Below are 19,497 nucleotides of genomic sequence, written 5' to 3'. Positions count from 1 at the left end.
CGATTCACTTTAAAACCTAAATCCTTAAGCCAGAACGTCAGTTTCCTGCAGCCATAAAATGGAGTATTAAAATACTGTTGGTCTAGTAATTGCATTATTTTCAAGTTCTCTAAACTTTCCTGTTTTGCTTTATAATAAAGACCGCCACGATGAATTTCTAATAATCGACATTGTTTGACAATGCTCAATTTATTTTGGGTATCGACCATTTTCAATCGCTCACTGATGGATACTAACCTAGATTTTTTTTTAAAAAGTCATTCTCCAAAGTCAGCTGACCTATTCGAGCATAGAGTTTCTCTGTTGGAATTTCATCTTTGGCAACGACCGTTTTTTCTGCAGAAAAAACCGCAGAAAGATTCCGTATGGCTTCGGACTTCCACATTGAAATTTGGTTGGGCAACAACTCGTATTTTTTTGCTAATACCTCGATGGTATCTTTCTCTTTTAAGGCTTCTAAAACAACTTTGGCTTTGAAGTCTTTTCCGAAAGTTCTTCTTGTTCTTGACATATTAGTGCTAATTTAAGGTTTTTATTCCTATCTAAATTAGTCGGAATATATTGTCCGAATTTTGGGGGTCAGCATACATTAGCAATTTCAGGATTTAACAGAAATGAGACTTTAGAATTTAACGATCCTACTAATGTTATGCTGGAGTTTGAAAAATGGATTCAAAATAATTCAAAAGGAAAACCAATCTTTATTAGTGATAATAACGGATTTGATTGGATGTTTATTTGTTGGTACTTTCATCACTTTATCAAAAGAAATCCGTTTGGTTATTCATCAAGAAGAATTTCTGATTTATATTGTGGATTAGTAAAAGATACTTTTGCGCAATGGAAACATTTAAGAAAAACGACACCTACTCACAATCCAATAGATGATGCAAAAGGAAACGCAGAAGTATTACTCCATTTGAAAAATGAGATGGGACTTAAAATATCTTTAAAATAATACAACCAAAGCGACAGATAATAGGTGTAAAAAAAGCCTAATCCAAAGGGAAAAGGCTTTCATATAAATTCGGGAAAAGGTTACCAATCCAAACCCGAATTATTTCTTTTTTGATTTTGTTAATCCTTTTAAAAGGACCGAAACACTAAAACTTATTATTGCTCCAATAATAGCTAAGATAATTGTTTTTACAATATCTTCGGAAACAATATTGGGAACTACACTCAATAAAGTACCGGATGCGGTTCCTATTTGTAGAGTATTATTTGATTCCATCTCGCGGTAAATTTTGATTGTCTTTTTTCTTCCGATTTGTGATGACCTGCTCTCGGTTCGCCGTGTCGTCAACCGTGATCTGACTGATTACTGAAATGACTCCTCCCGCAAGGGCTGCATACCCTGCAATACTGACAACGGCTACAGGTAAAACTACCGGAGCCGCAATGATAGTTCCGCTGATAGCCAATAGAGCCATTCCAATACTTCTCAAAACCCGGAAGAATTTCGGGGTTGGTGCTTTTGCACGTTCAATTATATTCATAATTTATTTACTTATTTTTTAGCCTTGTCTTCCTAAGCGGAGTCGAAGGATTAGTTTGGATTCTTATTTTCACTTCTTCATTATAACTCAAAGCTCTATAAACTAAAGCTTTTAACTTTTCTAATGCTTTTCGAGAAGAACTGCCCTTCCCTATTCCGGTGTGCAGTGTTACAGGCGCAATACAACCCAATAATTCGGATTTAGCGTCATTGGCGGGATGGATTAATATCAAATCTCTTCCCGGAACATTTTTCAAATGCAAGTGCCATTGGAACTTTGGGCTAAACCGCTTCTGCAAAACATATTCTCCTTCGGGAATACAAGAAACACGTTGTTGGTTATGCAACCAAGGCAACTCGATGGCATAACAAACTAAGGTGCCGTTCCATACTATTGTTCCTTGTGTTCCCTCGGGGAAATACGTCCTATTTAACACTAAAACCATCTTACAGCCCGCTTACCTGAACCAATGCCAATGGATTGTATGAACCGTTTTTCAAAGGATACATTCTGCCGTTTACCTCTTGATAGAATTCAATTCCCAAAGCTAAAAACAATGGTTTTGTGCTGCCCGGAGTAACTGGATTGGCATGATTGATATCAACAGTTTGATTCGAATTCCAAGGTAGAATATCCGTTTCCGAAGTGGCGACTACAAAGGTTTCCGCTTCAAAATCAATTTCCGCACCTGCTGATATAATTTTGAAATGAGTAGTTCCACTTGCAGCCGCAATCATGTTCGCAGGAACAAACGGCAACAAATCAACCATAATATTACCCGTAGCACGGTCAATTGTCCCCACAAAAGGAGCAAATAAAGAAGTTCCTAGTTTACCTCTAATATTGAATTCGAAGCCTGCAAGCAATTCTGCTTCACCATCAATCACATTACGCAATCCACGCTCACTTATCATATCCGCTTGAATGACTTTAATCATAGACTGAGTTAATCGGCTTACCATTCTGCCATCAGCAGAATTGATAAGTAACGTTCGTAATGCCGTTCTCAAAGTTTTCCCTGCCTTCCCAGCTCTTCCAAATTCGGAACCGTTTTCACGCGTTCTCTGGAAGGCTGGATCGCTTGCGATTCTGCTCGCATCGATGCCACCTTTTTCACGAGCCAAATGGCCGTCTTTCGTTTTGTAGAAGGTAATATCCCCGATCGTACCTTTCAACTTAATTATGCCTTTCTGTCTTGCCATAATTCCTAAAAATTTAAATTAATAATTGTTTCAAATTTCCTCAATCATCATCCTGTTGCAACGCTTTCGATTGATTTCGAAAACAAAGATTACACTTAAACTAATAATATAGAACAAGGCATTGTTCCATATGTCTTGCAGTGGTATAAATGACATTTTTAAACATAAATGTCACCCTGTGTCGGACAACCTATCAAAAAACAACTATATGCTTTTACATATAAAACGATATATTTGCTTAAAATCAATGCAAATGCATATAACGATGAAGACATTAGCCAATTTTGTTAAAGAGAAAAGAAACGAAGTAAAGCTTACTCAGGAAGCTTTTGCGGAACGTGCTGGAGTAGCACTAACTGTTGTTCGTAAAATAGAACAAGGAAAAGAGAACCTAAATCTCGGAAAGGTAAACCAGGTCCTTAAAATGTTTGGACATACATTGGCACCGGTCAGTGCAAGGGAATTATTAAAAATCGACAATCCTATAGAATAAAAGAAAATTCCACGCCTTGTTTCAGCGGGAATAAATGCATCCTTTTTTTGATTAATTTTACTCCATGAAAGTATGGCAGCTAGTACTTCACGGTATATCAAAACCTACTCAAAGCTATAGATAGTGTATGAAAATCGAAAACAAGAGGTTGTGTATCTACCCGAAGGACATACAACGCATTACAGGGAAGAGTTACCGGCAAAGCGTGAGAATGTTGCAAACCATCCGCAAAGAGCTTAACAAGCTACAAAACGAATTGGTGAGCATAGAAGAATTCTGCCAATATACCAGCCTGAAACAGGAACAGGTAATGACCTTGATCGTTGACTAAAATCATTCTTGAAAATTGAAAATTGCAATGCAACCTGTTCATTTTTTGGTCGTCTTTATGAGATTAATTGGACTTAAATTCGTAAATTTGATTCATACAATTTAAGTGCTAAATTGAGTCAAAAAAAGGGTGCATAATTCGGTGCACTCATTCTGAGAATTGGCTTTAAAGTCAATGAATACAAGGGGTTCGTAATTTCGATTAGTCCCTCTTTCTCCGCGAGAGAATTCTCAAAATGAACTAAAACCCTTTAAACATAACTGTTTAAGGGGTTTTTGCTTTTATGACATAATCAAATTATTCATCTAATCTCATCTTTTAAGAGGAAAAATCGAGACCCTAGAAATATCTAAAATTAGGGTCTCGCTGAATCAACTTAAAATTTTCAAACAACCTGTTCAATGGCTAGTCTATTGCGTTGCATTTAAAATTAAACGAGCTTATAATAGCTCAAAAATTTGCCAGTAGTATCAATTGAAGACATTGGCGAAGATGATTTGAAAGTATTTCAAAAATTACATGAACATTTAGCTTTGTTGACAAGAAAAGATTTATCAGTCAAAGAATTACATTTAATAAATATGGAAAATGAACACCATCAAAGAAAAAGTTCGTCGTTGAAAAATAACTTAAAATAGACCCATATTCTCTTTTAATTTATCATTGAAATAAAAATTCTGTCAAAATCCTAAATCCAAATAATTCTGTAAATTATTATTTTTCTTTACCTTTTTTGCATTTAAAAAGATACAAATATATTGCAATGTTCTCTACCATTTTTAATATTTAAAAAAACTGAAATTTATAAATTAGAAAATCATTTACGATCACATATTTACAACGTTATCAAAATAAAATTACGAATACGACAAATTAGAATTTTCACTAGTCTAAATGAGCCCATAATATATTTAGAATATATAGTTCAATTAAAACAATTAAAAAGCATTTTTAAAATTACCAGCTAAAAAAGCTTCATAAATATCCAGAATATAATATAATTTAAAATGGAACAGTTTTTTTGTAATTTGTAATACATTTAAATCAATTTCTAATTTTTACAAAAGAATATCTTAAATTTTTAATAGTATGTTATCAAAAACAATTGAAACACTAAAATACTTTCTACTGGAATATCGTTTTTATTTCTTAAGTTTTACATTGTTACTGGATCTCTTAACATATAGTTACAGTGAGACTTTAGCTTCTTAGATTCAATTAATGAATGCAACATTTGGAAGTTGCGGTGTGGTTAAATTTTTTCAGAAAAGAGAAAAGAAAATTAATTCTTTTCCCCCTTTTGCTGAATGGTATATTTAGCCTTACTTGCTCCTAAACGAAAAATTGCAAATTATGAGCAAAATTACACAAGAGCAAAAATACATAATAGAAAAATTGTTAAATGAAAATTATCAAAACCCGAAATAGCCGAACGATTAAAAAAAGATGTTTCCACAACTTATAGAGAAATCAAAAGGAATTGCGGTAAGCGAAATAACAAGTACAGAGCGGTTTTAGCCCACCGCCGGTGCGAAGAAAGGCATTCCGATAAAAATAACAATAGTCGATTTACCTCTGAAGTTAAGGATTTTGTTGAGCATTGAGTTAAACAAGAATATAGTCCAGAGCAAATAGTGGAAGAGCAAAAGAGCAAGGATTCAATTGTGTATCTCATGAACGAATTTATCAATACATTTGGAAAGATAAAAAACGAGGGGGTAACTCACATCTTTGGTTACGTTCTCAAGAAAAGGTTTATAGAAAAAGAGGTGCGTAAAAAGATAATCGAGGTCAGATAATCGGTCGGGTAGATATCGACCAAAGACTCAAAAGCCTAGAAGAAAGAAAGACAATTGGTGATTTAGAAATAGACTTAATAATTGGAGCTGGGCACAAAGGAGCTTTGTTGACAATCAACGACAGGGCAACAGGTGTATCTAAAATACGAATATTGAAATCAAAAGAAGCGACAGAAGTAAATTAGGCAATAATAGATTCACTTCAAGATTGAACTTCGTTTTTAAAGACAATTACATCCGACAACGGAAAGGAATTCGCACAACATCGAAAGGTGTCTGATATATTAGAAATTGATTATTATTTCGCAAAACCCTGTTATAGTTGGGAAAGAGGTTCAAATGAAAACAGGAACGGATTAGTAAGACAGTATTTCCCAAAAGGGATGAATTTCGAAAACATAACAGACATTCAAGTACAGAATTCAGAAGATAAATTAAATAACAGACATAGAAAAAGGTTTGGAAATAAAACTATAAACGAAGTATTTATACTTTCATTAAATAATAATGGTCAAGTTGCATTTATGACTTGAATTCGCCGAGTATTTCCGATGTTGAAGAGGCATTTTATATCATCATTCCGGACAGTCGCGAAAAAAATATAATTCAACAATTAAACAGACCAGTCATAAAAAATTCAAAAATGAACAGCAAATACATTCTGTTTTCTGAATTGCGAAGTCAATGTGACGCTATTTGCAAATTTGGTTCAGATTATTCCATTATGGAAAAAATAGCAAAATCAACTTAAATAATAAAAAAATGAAAAATCTTGTAGTACTCAAAAAATTTCAAATTATGGTAGTATTAGTAGTGGCTGGCTTAATAATAGGCAGCTGCAATAATCCTAAAAAAACAATGCAATTAGCAAAAGTATACGTAGCCAATGAAGATGGAGGTAGCATTTCTGTTATAAACCTTCAGGACAGTACAAAAAACACTGAAATATCAATTAGTGACTCTTCAGGAATGATGTTTATGGCACATAACGTACAGGTTGCACCTAATGGGAAATCCGTTTGGGTGACGGCAATACCTATGGATAGTACAGCAACAAACCAATTAATAGTAATCGATCCAAACACTAATTCAATAAAAAAACGTATTGAACTTGGTAAGAATTTGCATCTGGCTCATGTAGTTTTAGATAATAAATCAGAATATGCATACGCAACTGCAAATGAATCAAATCAGATATTTCAAGTTGATGCCAAAACATATAAAATAACTCAAAAATTTGAATTAGGAAAAGGATATTTACCACACGGTTTTAGACATCAAAACGGAAAACTTTATGTTGCAAATATGGATGCAAAAAGTATGTCAATTGTTACTATTGCTGATGGAAAAATAATAGACATTCCACTGGGAGGAGTAGCTGTGCAAGTTGCAACTACACAAGATAGAAAATTTATTTTTGCGAGTTTGTATGATACTAAAGAAGTAGTAAAATATGATATTAAAAATGCTCAAATAATAAGAATAAAATTGCCAAATGACGCGCAAGGTCCAATTCAATTATATGCCACGCCAGACAGCAAATTGTTATATGTAGCCGATCAAGGGGAAACAATAGGTAGACCTGTTTCAAATAAAGTTTTTGTAATTGACATAACTAGTAACAAAGTTATTAAAACTATAACCGTAGGTAATAAAGCGCATGGTGTAGTGATTAGCAAAGACGGAAAAACAGTTTATGTAACCAATAGTGGTGACAATACTGTTTCAGTAATAGAGGTGGCAACTCAAAAAGTAATTAATACAATTGCAGTAGGCAAAAAACCGAATGGAATAAGTTATTGGTCCGAAACTGGCGGAATGGAATAAAAAATTAAGCAATACATATTCTATTTTCAGATTTGCGAGACCAATGCGATTCCATTTGCAAATTCGGTTCATATTATTCCACAATGGAAAAAATAGCAAAATCAATTTAACCAACTTTTAAACCAAAAATTATGGAAATGAAACACACAACACAGCAACACACAAAAGAAGCAGGTTCATCAATGTATAAGAAATTAGCACTTATGATAGTATTATCGTTTGTGGCGATGTATGCGCTAATGTATGCAATGGTAGATGTTTTTGCCAATGTAATACCCAATATAAACCAATTTTACATGGCTGGACTGATGACCATGCCGATGCTCATAATTGAACTTCTAGTAATGGGTAGCATGTATAAAAATAAGAAATTAAATATTTCACTGGTTGTCATTGGTTTTATTGGTTTGATTCTATTTTTTGCAGGCATTAGGCTACAGGCAGCGGTTGGAGATAAAGAATTTTTAAAATCAATGATACCGCACCATGCTGCAGCAATATTAATGGGTAAAGAGTCATCGGTTACCGACCCTGAAATAAAGGAATTAATTAAAAATATTATTACCAGCCAGCAGGCAGAGATTGAACAGATGAAAGCTAAGCTCAAAGAATTAGACAAATAACTGTGTAAGAATTGGTAAATCAATTTTAAACTTAAAAAAATGAAAAAATTATAGTATTAATATTCATTATGTCTATTTATTCCTTTGCCCAGGCACAGGATATGAAAGGCATGGATATGTCAAAAAAAGAAAAGGCGCAATAAGTGCAGCCCACAACGTATACCTGCCCAATGCAGAGCGAAATTCACGCTGACAAACCGGGAAAATGCCCAAAATACGGATGATGAAATGCAAATTCCCATGGAAAAGACTTCTTAAAAGAAGGGCAACATGGACAATATGAAAACGGATGCTAATGATTCACATCAAAATCATAATATGGGTAGTATAGATATGCCAAAAGCAAACTTAGAATCCATAAAGACAATTTTAAACAACACACCACCAAAAACAGTTAGATATGATTTATATGTGCGAGACACCATCGTAAATTTCACGGATAAACCTAAAAGAGCCATTACCCTAAACGGACAAATACCTATGCCAACGCTCACATTTACGGAAGGCGACACCGCTGAAATTTATGTGCATAATGAATTGGACGAAGAAACATCGTTGCATTGGCACGGACTAATGTTACCTAATCGATATGATGGTGTGCCAAACCTTACACAAATGCCAATCAAACCGCATACAACGCATTTGTATACCTTTCCAATTATTCAACACGGAACCCATTGGTACCACAGTCATACCGGCTTACAGGAACAAAGAGGAATGTACGGTTCTTTTATTATGAATTAAAGAGAAGAACTTGCCATTCCCACCGTGCCTATAGTTTTGAGTGAGTGGACGGATATGAATGCCAATAATGTTCATCGAATGTTGCATAATGCTTCGGATTGGTTTGTTATCAAAAAAGGAACAACGCAAAGTTATGCAGAAGTCATAAGAAGTGGATATTTTAAAACCAAACTTAATAACGAATAGAAGCGCATGAATGCAATGGACGTGAGCGATGTGTACTAAGATAAATTCTTAATAAATGGAAAAAGTCAAAGCCAACTTTCACAATTTAAAGCAGGCGATAAAGTCCGATTACGTATATCAAATGGCGGTGCCTCGACTTATTTTTGGCTTAAGTATGCTGGAGGTAAAATGACAATTATAGAAAGCAATGATAACGATGTAGAACCCGTTGAAGTAGATCGGTTAATCATTGCGGTTTCCTAGATCTACGATATTATCATGAGCATTCCTGCCTAAATAATGGCGTATGAATTTTTAGTTACAGCCGAGGATCGCACAAAATCAGCCTCATTATATTTAGGTGATGGTATCAAGCAATTAGCCTTTACGCTACCCTAGTTAAAATATTTTGAAGGAATGAAGATGATGAACGGCATGATGAAAATGATTTTGCAACCAATGGTAATGATGGCGAAGCAATGCTATAAAGCACACGTTGGAGCATTGGTACAGAGTGGCGTTTAGGCTACAATAATATGCACGGTTATGAAACCGAAACACACATCGGTCGTTATATTGGCAAAATGCAATGGATAATGCCGTTTATAGGTTTTGACGCCAGATATAGAAAAATGGGTATTACCAAAAAGAACGAAATCTTTTTGGTCAAACTAATACAAAAGATATTCCTTCTGTTTTTAGTGCAGGTATCAATTACACTTTACCTATGCTAATAATGGGACAAGCAGAAGTGCTTACTGATGGAAATGTGCGTTTACAGTTTGAACGAAAAGACATTCCGGTTTTTAAACGATTACGAATGAGTTTAATGTGGAATACTGACAAAGAATATATGGCAGGTTTAAAATACATTGTCAAAAGAAATTTTGGATTTACAACCCACTATGACAGTAATATGGGAATTGGTTTTGGCGCTACTTTGAATTACTAAGAAACTCAAATTTAAAATTTGTATAAAGTATGCTTGTTCTAAAAGACAAGTGTCTTTTTTTTGCAATTAAATTTTTTATAAAATCAAAATACATTACTGATAATGTGTGAATTATATAATTTTTATTAGAATTTCACAATACTTTTATAAGCTAAAAAGCTACCTTTAAACTGCGAAAATTAATTCGTAATTTAAATTTAAAAAAGATGAGTCATCAAAAATTTAAAGATTGTATCGATGCATGTTCAGAATGTGCAGTAGAATGTTCGCATTGCGAAAGTGAATGCTTAAATGAGCAAGACGTAAAAATGTTAGCACGTTGCATAAAACTAGACCATGATTGTGCAGCTATTTGTTTATTTGCAATGCAGGCTATGGCAAGCGGAAGTGAATTTACGGAAAAAATCTGCAAATTATGCGCTGAAATTTGTACCGCTTGTGCCGAAGAATGTGAAAAACATGCACACATGGAGCATTGCAAAAATTGTGCGGAAGCCTGTCGAAAATGTGCTGTTGAGTGCAGTAATATGAGTAAAATGTGAGTACTTAAATCTCTTAAATAATGTTTTGTTTATTGGAATTATTTAAGAGATTTTTTCAATAATTTAAATCAAAAAAATAATGAAAATATTACAAAAAATCACATTTATTATTGTTTTGATTGGTTTGTTTACATCTTGCCAATCCAAAACGGATGTAGATCAAATTCTTTCAAATTCAGATACAAAAAAGGCAATTATTGATACTATTGCCAATAATAGCGATATGTATAAAGATATGATGCAAGCCATGATGAACAGCAGTAAAGGAAAGATGATGATGATAAATCACGAAAATATGATGAAAATGATGAAGGATAATCCAGATATGATGAAAGGAATGATGACAGAAATGATGGAAGCATCTAAAACAGATACTACGATGATATCTGAAATGTATAAATCGATGATAGATAATCCCAAAATGATGGATATGATGAAAGATAAAAAAATGCAATCACACAAAATGACTGGAATGGATAAAAATATGGATATGTCCAAATAATTCAAATACAAACAACATTAAAATATAAAAAAATGGAAACTCAAAAAACGTATACCTGCCCTATGCATCCTGAAGTTACTTCGGATAAGCCCGGAAAATGTCCTAAATGCGGAATGAATTTAGTGGAGAAAAAAGAATAAAAATTCTACTAGCAACTGATGGTTCAAAATATAGTAAAATAGCAATTAATGAAATTGCCAACAGATTATTTCCGTCCAAAACCGAAGTGTGCATTCTTGCTGCTTATGAAATTACACCCATCGTAAACACTTTAGAACCAATGGGTGTTTCTAACGAATACTATGCACAATTTGATGAAAATGCAGAAAAAAATGCAAAAAGTGCAAGCGAAATTCGTGAAACTAAAAATCCAAATCTGTTAGTAACCACAAAAGTAGTTGCAGGTTCACAAAAAAGCGTAATACTTGACGAAGCCGAAAAATTTAAAGCCAATTTGATAATAGTTGGTTCGCGCGGATATGGAGCAATCGAGCGTTTTTTTTAGGTTCTGTTTCGTATGCAGTTGCGTTACATGCAAAATGTTCGGTAGAAATTGTTCGCAAATAAAAAACTTAACAATACTTCTTCTAATAAAATGGTTTGACCCCAATATTGTGTCCAAAAAAAACTTACCAGTAATACTGTGATAATCTTCGAGAGTTTAGAGTTTATCATATTGATTTAAAAGTAGTATCAGTTTAGTTCATATATCTTCATAATATAGGCTCGATGCCCTCTTGTTAAATGATATATGTTGGTTTTCTTCCAACTTGTATTTCTCTGTTTAAAAGAACTTATAACTTCTAAAACAAAAAAATATATTTTTACTATTTTTCACATAAGTATTGTTTTTTTTTGATACATCAAAATGCTGAATTTTAGTATATTTAGCAATGTTTAATCCATTTGTTTTACTTCAAATAATTGCACCCAACGGATTTTATTGTTGTTTGGTTAAAAAGGCTAAATAAAAATTTAAAATTCTATTTCTAAGAAAAAGCATCAAAAATTAAAATGTTTGGAACTAAATGATTGCGAACTATTTCTTTTTACTACTTCGACATTATACCTTCTTTCATTTCTTCTGACGCTACTTTTACTAGTATCGAATTTTCAGGAATATCCCCAAAAATTTCAACGCGATTTTCCAATTCCCGACCTTTTTGAACGGCTGTTTTTTTCATTTTATTATGCTTTACGATAAAAACATAGATACCGTCACTGGCAGTCACAACAGCCGATTTGGGTACCACATAATTATTGTCTTTTGATTTTAAAGGTAAAAACACTTCGGCAACCATTCCCGGCAACAGTTTTTTAGAGGTATTTATAACATCTAATTCTACACGTTCGGATCGAAATTTGCTATCTAAAGCTCCGGACATACGGGCTATTTTTGCATGGAAGGTCTCATTATTAAAAGATTTTACATTAAAAATCAGTTCATCACCAATATTTAGATAACCGGTATAAATCTCAGGTACATAAACCGATAAACGCAATTTATTCTGTTGCTGAAGCGTAAACAAAGGGAATTCTGATCCTTTTCCAGAAGATCCAACAAAGGTTCCCAGATTTACATTTCTGGCAGAGATAATTCCGTCAAAAGGCGCTCGGATTGCCAAATAGCTTTTCATGATCGTAATTTCTTTATAAGCCGCTTGGCTTGCCTGATATTGGGCATAATCGGAATTTTTTCGAGCTGCAGCCTGTTCCAGATCATTTTTGGAAATCGTACCTTCTATTTTGCTGGTTTCAAAAAGCCTGTCGAAAGTGCTTTTACTAGCTGTATAAACGGCTTTTTGCGAAAGCTGTCTGGATTGGGCTGCCGCCAATTGCGAACTGATTTCCGGTGCTTCTAAAATTATTAATAATTGACCTTTTTTCACCTGCGTACCAATATCAACTTTGAGTTCTTTGACAAAACTGCTCACTTTGGCATAAATATCCACTTGTTGAAAACCGGTCAGTTCGGCCGGAATACGGAGTTCGGTAGCTAACTTTTCTTTACTGATAGTAAAGGTTTCGATAACCGGAGCAGTTTCTACAGGTACAATTTTTTTCTTTTCAGAAGTATTGCAGGCTGTTAAAAGAGTGGCCAGGACTAAAAACAGAAACGATTTTTTTAATAATTTATTTTTCATTTTGAGGGTGTAAAGATGAGATATAATGTTTGCTTTCCTTGTCTTCTGGATCTAAGGATAAAGAGTGTACTGGAGTTTTGCCCATAGCCCAGGCGAAAACGAGCGGTAAAATAAGAAGTACTGTGAAGGTAGAAAATACCAATCCGCCAATCACGGCTCTACCCAAAGGCGAAATTTGGTCGCCGCCTTCCCCGTGTCCAATGGCCATCGGAAGCATTCCGGCAATCATGGCAATACTGGTCATAATAATGGGACGCAGTCTCAGCAAAGCAGCCTCACGTGCTGATTGTAACGCATTGCCGTTGTGTTTTCTCAGCTGTTCCGCATTGGTGATGATCAGAACGGCATTGGCAATAGAAACGCCCACCGACATAATAATTCCCATATATGATTGCAAATTCAATGTAGAACCTGTACTCACCAGTAGCAATAAGGAACCTAAAATAACAGCGGGAACCGTGGTTAAAATGACCAGCGAAATTTTAAAAGACTGGAAATTTGCAGCCAGCATCAGGAAAATAACCATTATAGCAATCAATAAACCAGTCTGCAGACTGCTCATGGTTTCCTTTAAAACGGTGCTTAAACCAATTTGCTCTATGAACAAGCCTCTGGGAAGTTCGCCAAGAGATTCGATGCTTTGCTGAACAGCTTTGGAAGCAGTTCCTAAATCAATGTGATCCATATTTGCTGTCACAGAAATATAAGGCATGGCTCCAATATTGTCATTTTCCCCATACGTAAAAGAAGGGGTAATCGTGGCCACATCACTTAAAACCGGACGGGACGCATTTTTAAGCAACGGAATTTCTTTCAGATCATTTTCGCTTTTCATTTTGTTTAAAGGAACCTGAACCTGAACGTTATAGGAGAATCCAGCTTTTTCATCTACCCAGATATTCTTTTCGGTATATTGGGACGAAGAAGTGGAAGCAATAAGGGAACGCGAAATGTCATTCATGTCAATCCCTAATTGTGCGGCACGTGTTCTGTCAATTGTGATGTCAAGCGCTGGATATTTTATGGGTTGGGCAATCTGAATATCTCTCAAATAGTCAATTTTATTCAGTTTTGCGATAAGTTTTTTGGCGAATGCTTCATTTCGCTTTTTATTTTTTCCAGCTATCCTGATTTCAATTGGAGTAGGGGAACCTTGGCTCAGCACTTTGTCCGTCAGTTCGATGGGTTCAAAAGAAATTTTGACATCTGGTAATGTTTTTTTAATGCGCTGACGGAATTCATCTTTAAAAACATCCATATCCACGTGATAGTCTTTCAATCCAATTTGGAAAACCGCCTCGTGAGGTCCGGCAGTAAACAAATAGATGGGTGAAACGGAAAATATCGCAGGATGCTGACCCACATAAACGGACGATATCGCAACATGTTCTTTACCAATCATTTTTTCCAATTCGGTCAACACTGTTACTGCTTTATCTTCGGTACTTTCCAGACGAGTTCCGTCCGGTGCCCTCAGTCTCATTTGGAATTGACTAGAATTGACTTTAGGAAATACATCCTGTCCTATAGTGTTCAACAGTAGTAACACCAAACCAGCCGACAGAAAAAGATAAATTAGTGTAATCGGTTTTTTATAGTCAAAAAGCCGATTGATGAATCGCATGTACCGGTTTCTGAATCGTTCAAAAAAGTTGATTTTGCCATCATTGTTAAAATCGGCTCTTTGAACCAAGATTTTTTTCTGGTCAAAAGTGTCTTCTTCAGATTCTAAAGTAAGTCCGGATGCATTAAACTCGGCTTCATCATCGGTAATATTTGAAGCATGTTCTTTTTTTGAATGCGTTTTCATCAGCCAGTTGGCCATCACTGGAACAAAGGTTTGCGAAAGCAAAAAGGAAACAATCATCGAAAATCCAATCGCTAGTGCTAATGGCAGAAATAAGGCACCAGGAATTCCGGTCATCGTAAATGCAGGTGCAAAAACGGCCAGAATACAAAGGAGGATTAACAACTTGGGCAAGGCAATTTCTTTACAGGCATCCCAAATTGCCAAGGCCTTGGGTTTGCCCATATCCAAATGCTGATGGATATTCTCGATGGTTACCGTACTTTCATCTACCAGGATTCCAATCGCAAGAGCCAGGCCGCTTAAGGACATCAGATTGATGGTTTGTCCGAATAGTTTTAAGAATAACACACCCGAAATAATAGCAATAGGAATGGTGAGTATGACAATCAATGCTGCTCTTCGATCTCCAAGAAACAATAAAACCATGAGCCCTGTAAGAACGGCACCGATTATCCCTTCGATAATTAAACTTTTCAGCGAGTTAATCACATGAACCGACTGGTCAAATTCATACGATAATGTAACATCATCGGGTAAAGTACTCTGGATTTTAGGGAGTTGTGATTTTAATTTTTGAACAACATCCCAAGTCGAAGCATCACCGGCCTTGGCAATACTAATGTAAACAGAACGTTTTCCATTGACTAAAGCGTATCCTGCAGTAATATCGGCGCCATCTTTCACTTGAGCCACATCGCCAAGATATAAATTCTGGACACCGCCTTTGAATAATGGTATTTTTTCAAAATCCTTTACTTCTTTAATGGTATTATTTGTCGGAATGATATAGTTGATATCCCCAATTCTGAGGTTTCCCGAAGGAGCCGTCTGATTGTTGGTACGGATGGCTTCCACAATCTGATCCGCTGTCAGTTGATGCGCACGAAGCAGATCAGGATCTACATTAATTTCAATGGTTCTGGGGCTTCCGCCAAAAGGAGGCGGTGATAATAATCCCGGAATTGCCGTGAACGAAGCCCTAACATATACGTTTGCCAAATCCTGAAGCTCATTATTGGAACGGGTTTTACTGCTCAAAACCAATTGACCGATGGGTAAAGAGGAAGCATCAAACCGAATGATAAACGGCGGCTGGGAACCCGGCGGAAATCTGGACTGGATTCTGTTGGACAGCGCACTGATTTCAGCAGCGGCCTGAGCCATATTAGTGCCTTCATAATAGGTCACTTTCATCAGAGTGAGCCCCTGAATATTCTTGGTCTCGATATCTTTTACACCATTGGCTAAAATCATTACATTGACATAATTTTTGGCGAAATAGGACTCCATCTGATTGGGCGTATAACCTGCAAATGAGTGGGCTAAATAAATAACGGGAAGATTCATTTCAGGCAGAATGTCCACTTTGATATCACGTACAGCACCAATTCCGAAAAAGAATAATCCGGCAACCAGTACCATTATCGAGATGGGTTTGCGAAGGGCAAAACGTATTAAATTCATTGCTTTAAATAATTAAAATTCATTCATAAATAAGTCAAAATCTCCCGTGGCTGCGGCTTTCATCAAAAGGGATTGCCAGACATTGGTATAAATAATATCACGGTCAGTTTCCGCACGGTTCAACGTGTATAAAGTCTGTGTAACATCTAGGAGATTGGTCATTCCGTTTTTATACAAAGTGGTTTTCTGCAAATAGGCCTGTTGCGCTGCCTGAACCTGTTTTGGAGCTTCAACATAATTTTCTAATGCATATTTTATTTTGGCATCAGCCGCATCCGACTGTATTTTTAATTGCTGGTCGATTAAATTGTATTCTTCCTGTAAACCTTCGGAAATCAATTTCTGGGCACTGACTTTTTTACGCATCCGAGCAATAGTGGTCAGGTTCCAAGTAACGCCAACGCCGAACAGATAATTTTGTCGGGAGGGATCAATACCGTCTAAATAATTTTGGGAGAAGGAATTCTGATTTACGGCATAATCGGAGTTAAAACCGGAAGCCCGGCCTTGGTATATACCAAATAAACTAAAGGTGGGATAGTATTCCTTTTTAAAAAGACGAACCTGTTGTTCGCTGAAATCAACCCTGCTTTTATGATATTCCAATATCGGATTCAAATTCTCACCAGAAGTTTCCTGTGATAGTATTGCTTTTGGTATCGTTGTGACAAAAGTAGTATCGAGCACAAAATCCTGAATGGAAACGCCCATCAGTGCGATTAGTTTGTTATTTTGTTCCTTAACTTCGTCTTTCACTTGATTTAATGTGATTTTGGATTGGGAAACTTCGGCGGAAGCCAGTGTGGAATCTACCCCGGCCAAGAGTCCGTTTTTTACTCTTACCGCTGCAATATTCTGAAAGACCATGGCACGCTCAAGATTTTTTCTTTGTGAAATCAACAATCGCTGACTCGCCAATAAGTTGAGGTAAGCGGCTGCAATTTTAATTTTATGCTGGAATTTTTCCTGATTCAGATCTTTTTCGTAACGCTGGGAATCCGCTTTGGATAGATTGATTTTTTGTTTCATTTTTCCAAAAGTGAAAAAATCCCAATTGACATTGACCAGATACAAGGCACCAAAAGCTGCATTCCAATTTTGCTTTTCCAACGGAAGGCCCGAGGAAGCCACTCCGAGTCCTCCAAAACCATACAGCGGTCCGTTTTGTCCGTTAACGGTCCCGTAATCCTGTTGGCCTGAGAGCGTGACATTGGGCAGGTAGTCTCTGCGAACTTGTTTGATCGTTTCTTTGGAAGCATCGGAATAGTTGCTTTTTGCTTTTATCGTTCCGTAATTGGCAATTCCGTTTTCCAGTGCCTCTTTTAGCGGAAGCGTTTGAGAAAAACCCTGAGAAAAGAAAATTAGAAATAGAAAAAGGGTTAGTTTTTTTGTTTTCATTATTAAATTATGAATAAATTTGAATTGCAAAACTAACCTGAGTACTTCTTTCGGGACGGTAATAAATGACGAATACTTTTTATAAATGACGAATTGAATTGGTCACTCAATCGGTGCCTATTCAAATTATATGTCGTTCCTTTGGAACATTAATTAAATGGTAATGAAATGGAAATTTAAACCGATTTTAGAAAATAAATGGGAACAGGAAACGGCCATTTTAGTTTTTTCTTTTATCCTTTTTACACTCAACGACTGGGTTTTTATACAAAGTTGGAAAGGTTTTAGTAACGGTTTGCTCTATTTTTTCGTGCTGTATTTTCATGCACAGCTTAATCGTGTTTTTCTGCTTCCGGTTTTATTAAAAAAACACCAACCGGTTTTATATCTAATTCTTACCATTGGGATTATAGCGTTGTTCACGGTCTTTTTATATGAAGTTTCAACCGAGTTTATTTATAAAAACTGCTTTTTATACAAAACGTCCCATCAAAAAACATATCAGTTTCAGTTTGCTACCTTGTCCGGAACCCTAGTTTGTATTTTGGGAACCATCCAGATTTTAGAACATTATCGGGATCAAAAAAACAAAACCAACAAGGCTCTATTGTCCAATCAGGTTCAGCTTAATGCATTAAAGAACCAGTTTAATCCCCATTTTTTGTTTAATACGATGAATACGCTTTATGGAATTAGCCTGCAATATCCGGAACGCACTTCGAAAATGATTATGGAAGTTTCGCAGCTGATGCGGTATCAGGTGGAGCAGGGCAATAAAGAATTCGTTTCTCTAGAAAACGAAATCACCTTTATTTCCAGTTATATTCAGTTAGAAAAAGAAAGGGTAGGCTACCGCTGTACTATTGATTTTGAATACGAATGCGATCAGAAAGGGCAGTATGAAATTGCGCCGATGGTATTGATAACTTTTATTGAAAACTCTTTTAAGCACGGCGCCGCTACGATCGAAAAGTGTTTTGTAACCATTCACATAAAGGTAATCAAAGGAAAATTGTCTATGAATGTATCCAATTCGATTCCTCATCATAAAAAAGAAGTAGTTTCCACCAAAATTGGTCTGAAAAATACGAAAGAAAGATTGGAAATTCTATATCCGAAAAAACACCAACTTGAAATCACGCAAAACGAGCACGATTATACCGTTAATTTAGTAATTGAACTCCGCCAAAAATGACCGTAAGAAAATGTATTATTGTAGATGATGAACCTGCCGCGCATTATGTGTTAGTGAACTATATTAACCAAAACCCGCAATTGGAACTGGTACAGCAGTGTTACAATGGTATTGTAGCCTTAAATTATCTTCGGTCCAATACGGTTGATTTGATGTTTTTAGATATTGATATGCCTGAAATAACGGGACTGGAACTTTTGCGAACCCTGAATGATCCTCCCAAAACAATTCTGACCACGGCTTATTCGGAATTTGCATTGGAGAGTTATGAATTCGGCGTATTTGATTACCTATTAAAGCCTATTTATTTCCCGCGTTTTTTAAAATCGATGGAACGCTTTTTTACCACTTACACTGATGAAAAGACGGAAATGATCAATCCGATTATTGCAGTAAAAATTGACGGATTCCTATTTGATTTGAATGTAAATGACATCCTTTTTGCCCAAAGTTGCGGTAATTATGTAAAAATTTTTACATTAAAAAAAGTTTATCTTGCCTCAATGACCACTACTGAACTGGAAAACAGTCTTTCTTCGGAACTTTTCATGCGGGTTCATAAATCCTACATAGTAGCCATTGCTAAAATTAAGGATTGGGAACGGAATACGGTTGTCATCAATAATGAGAAAATTCCGGTTGGGATTACTTACAGAAGGGCATTGACGGAGCGCTTAAAGCTCAATGATATTTAATAAAATTGAATATAAAGATTATCTGAAAAACGAAAAAACAATACGCTGATTTGAGGCCTTGTACGTATAATCTCAATTTTGCAATCAAAAAGAACCATAAAGAATCTCGAAT

General features: G+C 35.6%; 20 protein-coding genes and 4 pseudogenes. 15 read left to right on the top strand and 9 right to left on the bottom strand.

The window, feature by feature from the left end; translation table 11 throughout:
* Both C4S35_RS11120 and C4S35_RS11115 read right to left on the bottom strand, forming a co-directional pair.
* Positions 1-209: pseudogene (locus C4S35_RS11120) on the bottom strand (IS3 family transposase); the annotation flags it as partial.
* 23 nt (positions 210-232) lie between these two features.
* Positions 233-511: a transposase gene (locus C4S35_RS11115; protein WP_104000227.1), complete on the bottom strand. Its 279-nt coding sequence runs from the start codon at positions 509-511 to the stop codon at positions 233-235.
* Positions 512-649: 138 nt separating this feature from the next.
* On the opposite strand from C4S35_RS11115, the gene C4S35_RS11110 reads away from it, so the two are divergent.
* Positions 650-958, top strand: coding sequence for a hypothetical protein (locus C4S35_RS11110; RefSeq protein WP_244175258.1), 309 nt, complete (start codon positions 650-652; stop codon positions 956-958).
* Positions 959-1,057: 99 nt separating this feature from the next.
* On the opposite strand, the gene C4S35_RS15745 is transcribed toward C4S35_RS11110, so the two are convergent.
* Genes C4S35_RS15745 through C4S35_RS11095 form a run of 4 tightly spaced genes read right to left on the bottom strand, consistent with a single transcriptional unit; the run spans position 1,058 to position 2,701 of the window.
* A complete protein-coding gene (locus tag C4S35_RS15745; RefSeq protein ID WP_167386522.1) occupies positions 1,058-1,234 on the bottom strand; it encodes a hypothetical protein in 177 nt (58 codons plus the stop codon).
* Positions 1,221-1,499, bottom strand: a complete 279-nt coding sequence (locus C4S35_RS11105) for a hypothetical protein (RefSeq protein WP_104000226.1) — start codon at positions 1,497-1,499, stop codon at positions 1,221-1,223. Before C4S35_RS11105 ends, C4S35_RS15745 begins: the two co-directional genes overlap by 14 nt.
* A 7-nt stretch (positions 1,500-1,506) precedes the next feature.
* Entirely contained in the window at positions 1,507-1,944 is a 438-nt protein-coding gene (locus C4S35_RS11100; protein WP_104000225.1) for a DUF5675 family protein, read from the bottom strand.
* A gap of 1 nt (position 1,945) precedes the next feature.
* Positions 1,946-2,701 carry a hypothetical protein gene (locus C4S35_RS11095; RefSeq protein ID WP_104000224.1) on the bottom strand — a complete coding sequence of 252 codons (756 nt, stop codon included), beginning with the start codon at positions 2,699-2,701 and terminating at the stop codon, positions 1,946-1,948.
* Between the two features lie 265 nt (positions 2,702-2,966).
* Between C4S35_RS11095 and C4S35_RS11090 the strand changes: the two genes are divergently transcribed.
* From C4S35_RS11090 to C4S35_RS11040, 12 genes and pseudogenes are all read left to right on the top strand, one after another.
* Positions 2,967-3,194, top strand: a complete 228-nt coding sequence (locus C4S35_RS11090; protein WP_104000238.1) for a helix-turn-helix domain-containing protein — start codon at positions 2,967-2,969, stop codon at positions 3,192-3,194.
* 789 nt (positions 3,195-3,983) lie between these two features.
* Complete coding sequence (locus C4S35_RS11080; RefSeq protein ID WP_104000223.1) at positions 3,984-4,163, top strand: hypothetical protein; 180 nt, start codon at positions 3,984-3,986, stop codon at positions 4,161-4,163.
* 715 nt (positions 4,164-4,878) lie between these two features.
* Positions 4,879-5,857, top strand: a pseudogene (locus C4S35_RS16365) (IS30 family transposase).
* Positions 5,854-6,075, top strand: a complete 222-nt coding sequence (locus C4S35_RS11070) for a hypothetical protein (RefSeq protein ID WP_244175256.1) — start codon at positions 5,854-5,856, stop codon at positions 6,073-6,075. The pseudogene C4S35_RS16365 and the gene C4S35_RS11070 overlap by 4 nt, the downstream one beginning before the upstream one ends.
* Before the next feature lie 11 nt (positions 6,076-6,086).
* Positions 6,087-7,151, top strand: a complete 1,065-nt coding sequence (locus C4S35_RS11065) for a YncE family protein (RefSeq protein ID WP_104000222.1) — start codon at positions 6,087-6,089, stop codon at positions 7,149-7,151.
* Positions 7,152-7,288: 137 nt separating this feature from the next.
* Positions 7,289-7,774, top strand: coding sequence for a DUF305 domain-containing protein (locus C4S35_RS11060; protein WP_244175255.1), 486 nt, complete (start codon positions 7,289-7,291; stop codon positions 7,772-7,774).
* A gap of 170 nt (positions 7,775-7,944) precedes the next feature.
* Positions 7,945-7,998, top strand: a complete 54-nt coding sequence (locus C4S35_RS16360; protein ID WP_244175259.1) for a hypothetical protein — start codon at positions 7,945-7,947, stop codon at positions 7,996-7,998.
* 109 nt (positions 7,999-8,107) lie between these two features.
* Positions 8,108-9,635: pseudogene (locus tag C4S35_RS11055) on the top strand (multicopper oxidase domain-containing protein).
* Positions 9,636-9,841: 206 nt separating this feature from the next.
* Positions 9,842-10,177, top strand: coding sequence for a four-helix bundle copper-binding protein (locus C4S35_RS11050; RefSeq protein ID WP_104000220.1), 336 nt, complete (start codon positions 9,842-9,844; stop codon positions 10,175-10,177).
* Between the two features lie 79 nt (positions 10,178-10,256).
* The gene (locus C4S35_RS11045) at positions 10,257-10,679 is read left to right on the top strand and encodes a membrane or secreted protein (protein WP_104000219.1); all 423 of its coding nucleotides are present in this window, start codon (positions 10,257-10,259) and stop codon (positions 10,677-10,679) included.
* A gap of 38 nt (positions 10,680-10,717) precedes the next feature.
* Positions 10,718-10,816 (top strand): annotated as a pseudogene (locus tag C4S35_RS16215) (heavy metal-binding domain-containing protein); the annotation flags it as partial.
* On the top strand, positions 10,786-11,184 hold the full coding sequence (locus C4S35_RS11040; protein ID WP_104000218.1) for a universal stress protein: 399 nt from the start codon (positions 10,786-10,788) through the stop codon (positions 11,182-11,184). The pseudogene C4S35_RS16215 and the gene C4S35_RS11040, both read left to right, overlap by 31 nt.
* Before the next feature lie 547 nt (positions 11,185-11,731).
* Here C4S35_RS11040 and C4S35_RS11035 read toward each other — a convergent pair.
* From C4S35_RS11035 to C4S35_RS11025, 3 genes are read right to left on the bottom strand one after another with little or no spacing between them, the layout of a single operon-like run.
* A complete protein-coding gene (locus C4S35_RS11035) occupies positions 11,732-12,823 on the bottom strand; it encodes an efflux RND transporter periplasmic adaptor subunit (RefSeq protein ID WP_104000217.1) in 1,092 nt (363 codons plus the stop codon).
* Positions 12,813-16,055: an efflux RND transporter permease subunit gene (locus C4S35_RS11030; protein ID WP_425269145.1), complete on the bottom strand. Its 3,243-nt coding sequence runs from the start codon at positions 16,053-16,055 to the stop codon at positions 12,813-12,815. Before C4S35_RS11030 ends, C4S35_RS11035 begins: the two co-directional genes overlap by 11 nt.
* Positions 16,056-16,109: 54 nt before the next feature.
* Positions 16,110-17,495: a TolC family protein gene (locus C4S35_RS11025; protein ID WP_104000215.1), complete on the bottom strand. Its 1,386-nt coding sequence runs from the start codon at positions 17,493-17,495 to the stop codon at positions 16,110-16,112.
* A gap of 163 nt (positions 17,496-17,658) precedes the next feature.
* On the opposite strand from C4S35_RS11025, the gene C4S35_RS11020 reads away from it, so the two are divergent.
* On the top strand, positions 17,659-18,690 hold the full coding sequence (locus tag C4S35_RS11020) for a sensor histidine kinase (protein ID WP_104000214.1): 1,032 nt from the start codon (positions 17,659-17,661) through the stop codon (positions 18,688-18,690).
* Positions 18,687-19,385 (top strand): LytR/AlgR family response regulator transcription factor, encoded by a 699-nt coding sequence (locus C4S35_RS11015; protein WP_104000213.1) that lies wholly within the window; start codon positions 18,687-18,689, stop codon positions 19,383-19,385. The genes C4S35_RS11020 and C4S35_RS11015 overlap by 4 nt, the downstream gene beginning before the upstream one ends.
* Positions 19,386-19,497: the final 112 nt, after the last annotated feature.

The sequence above is a fragment of the Flavobacterium urumqiense genome (genome assembly GCF_900108015.1).
Taxonomy (GTDB): Bacteria; Bacteroidota; Bacteroidia; order Flavobacteriales; family Flavobacteriaceae; genus Flavobacterium; species Flavobacterium urumqiense.
Note: the sequence above shows the minus strand (reverse complement) of the source record. Positions and strands in the feature narration are given on the sequence as shown.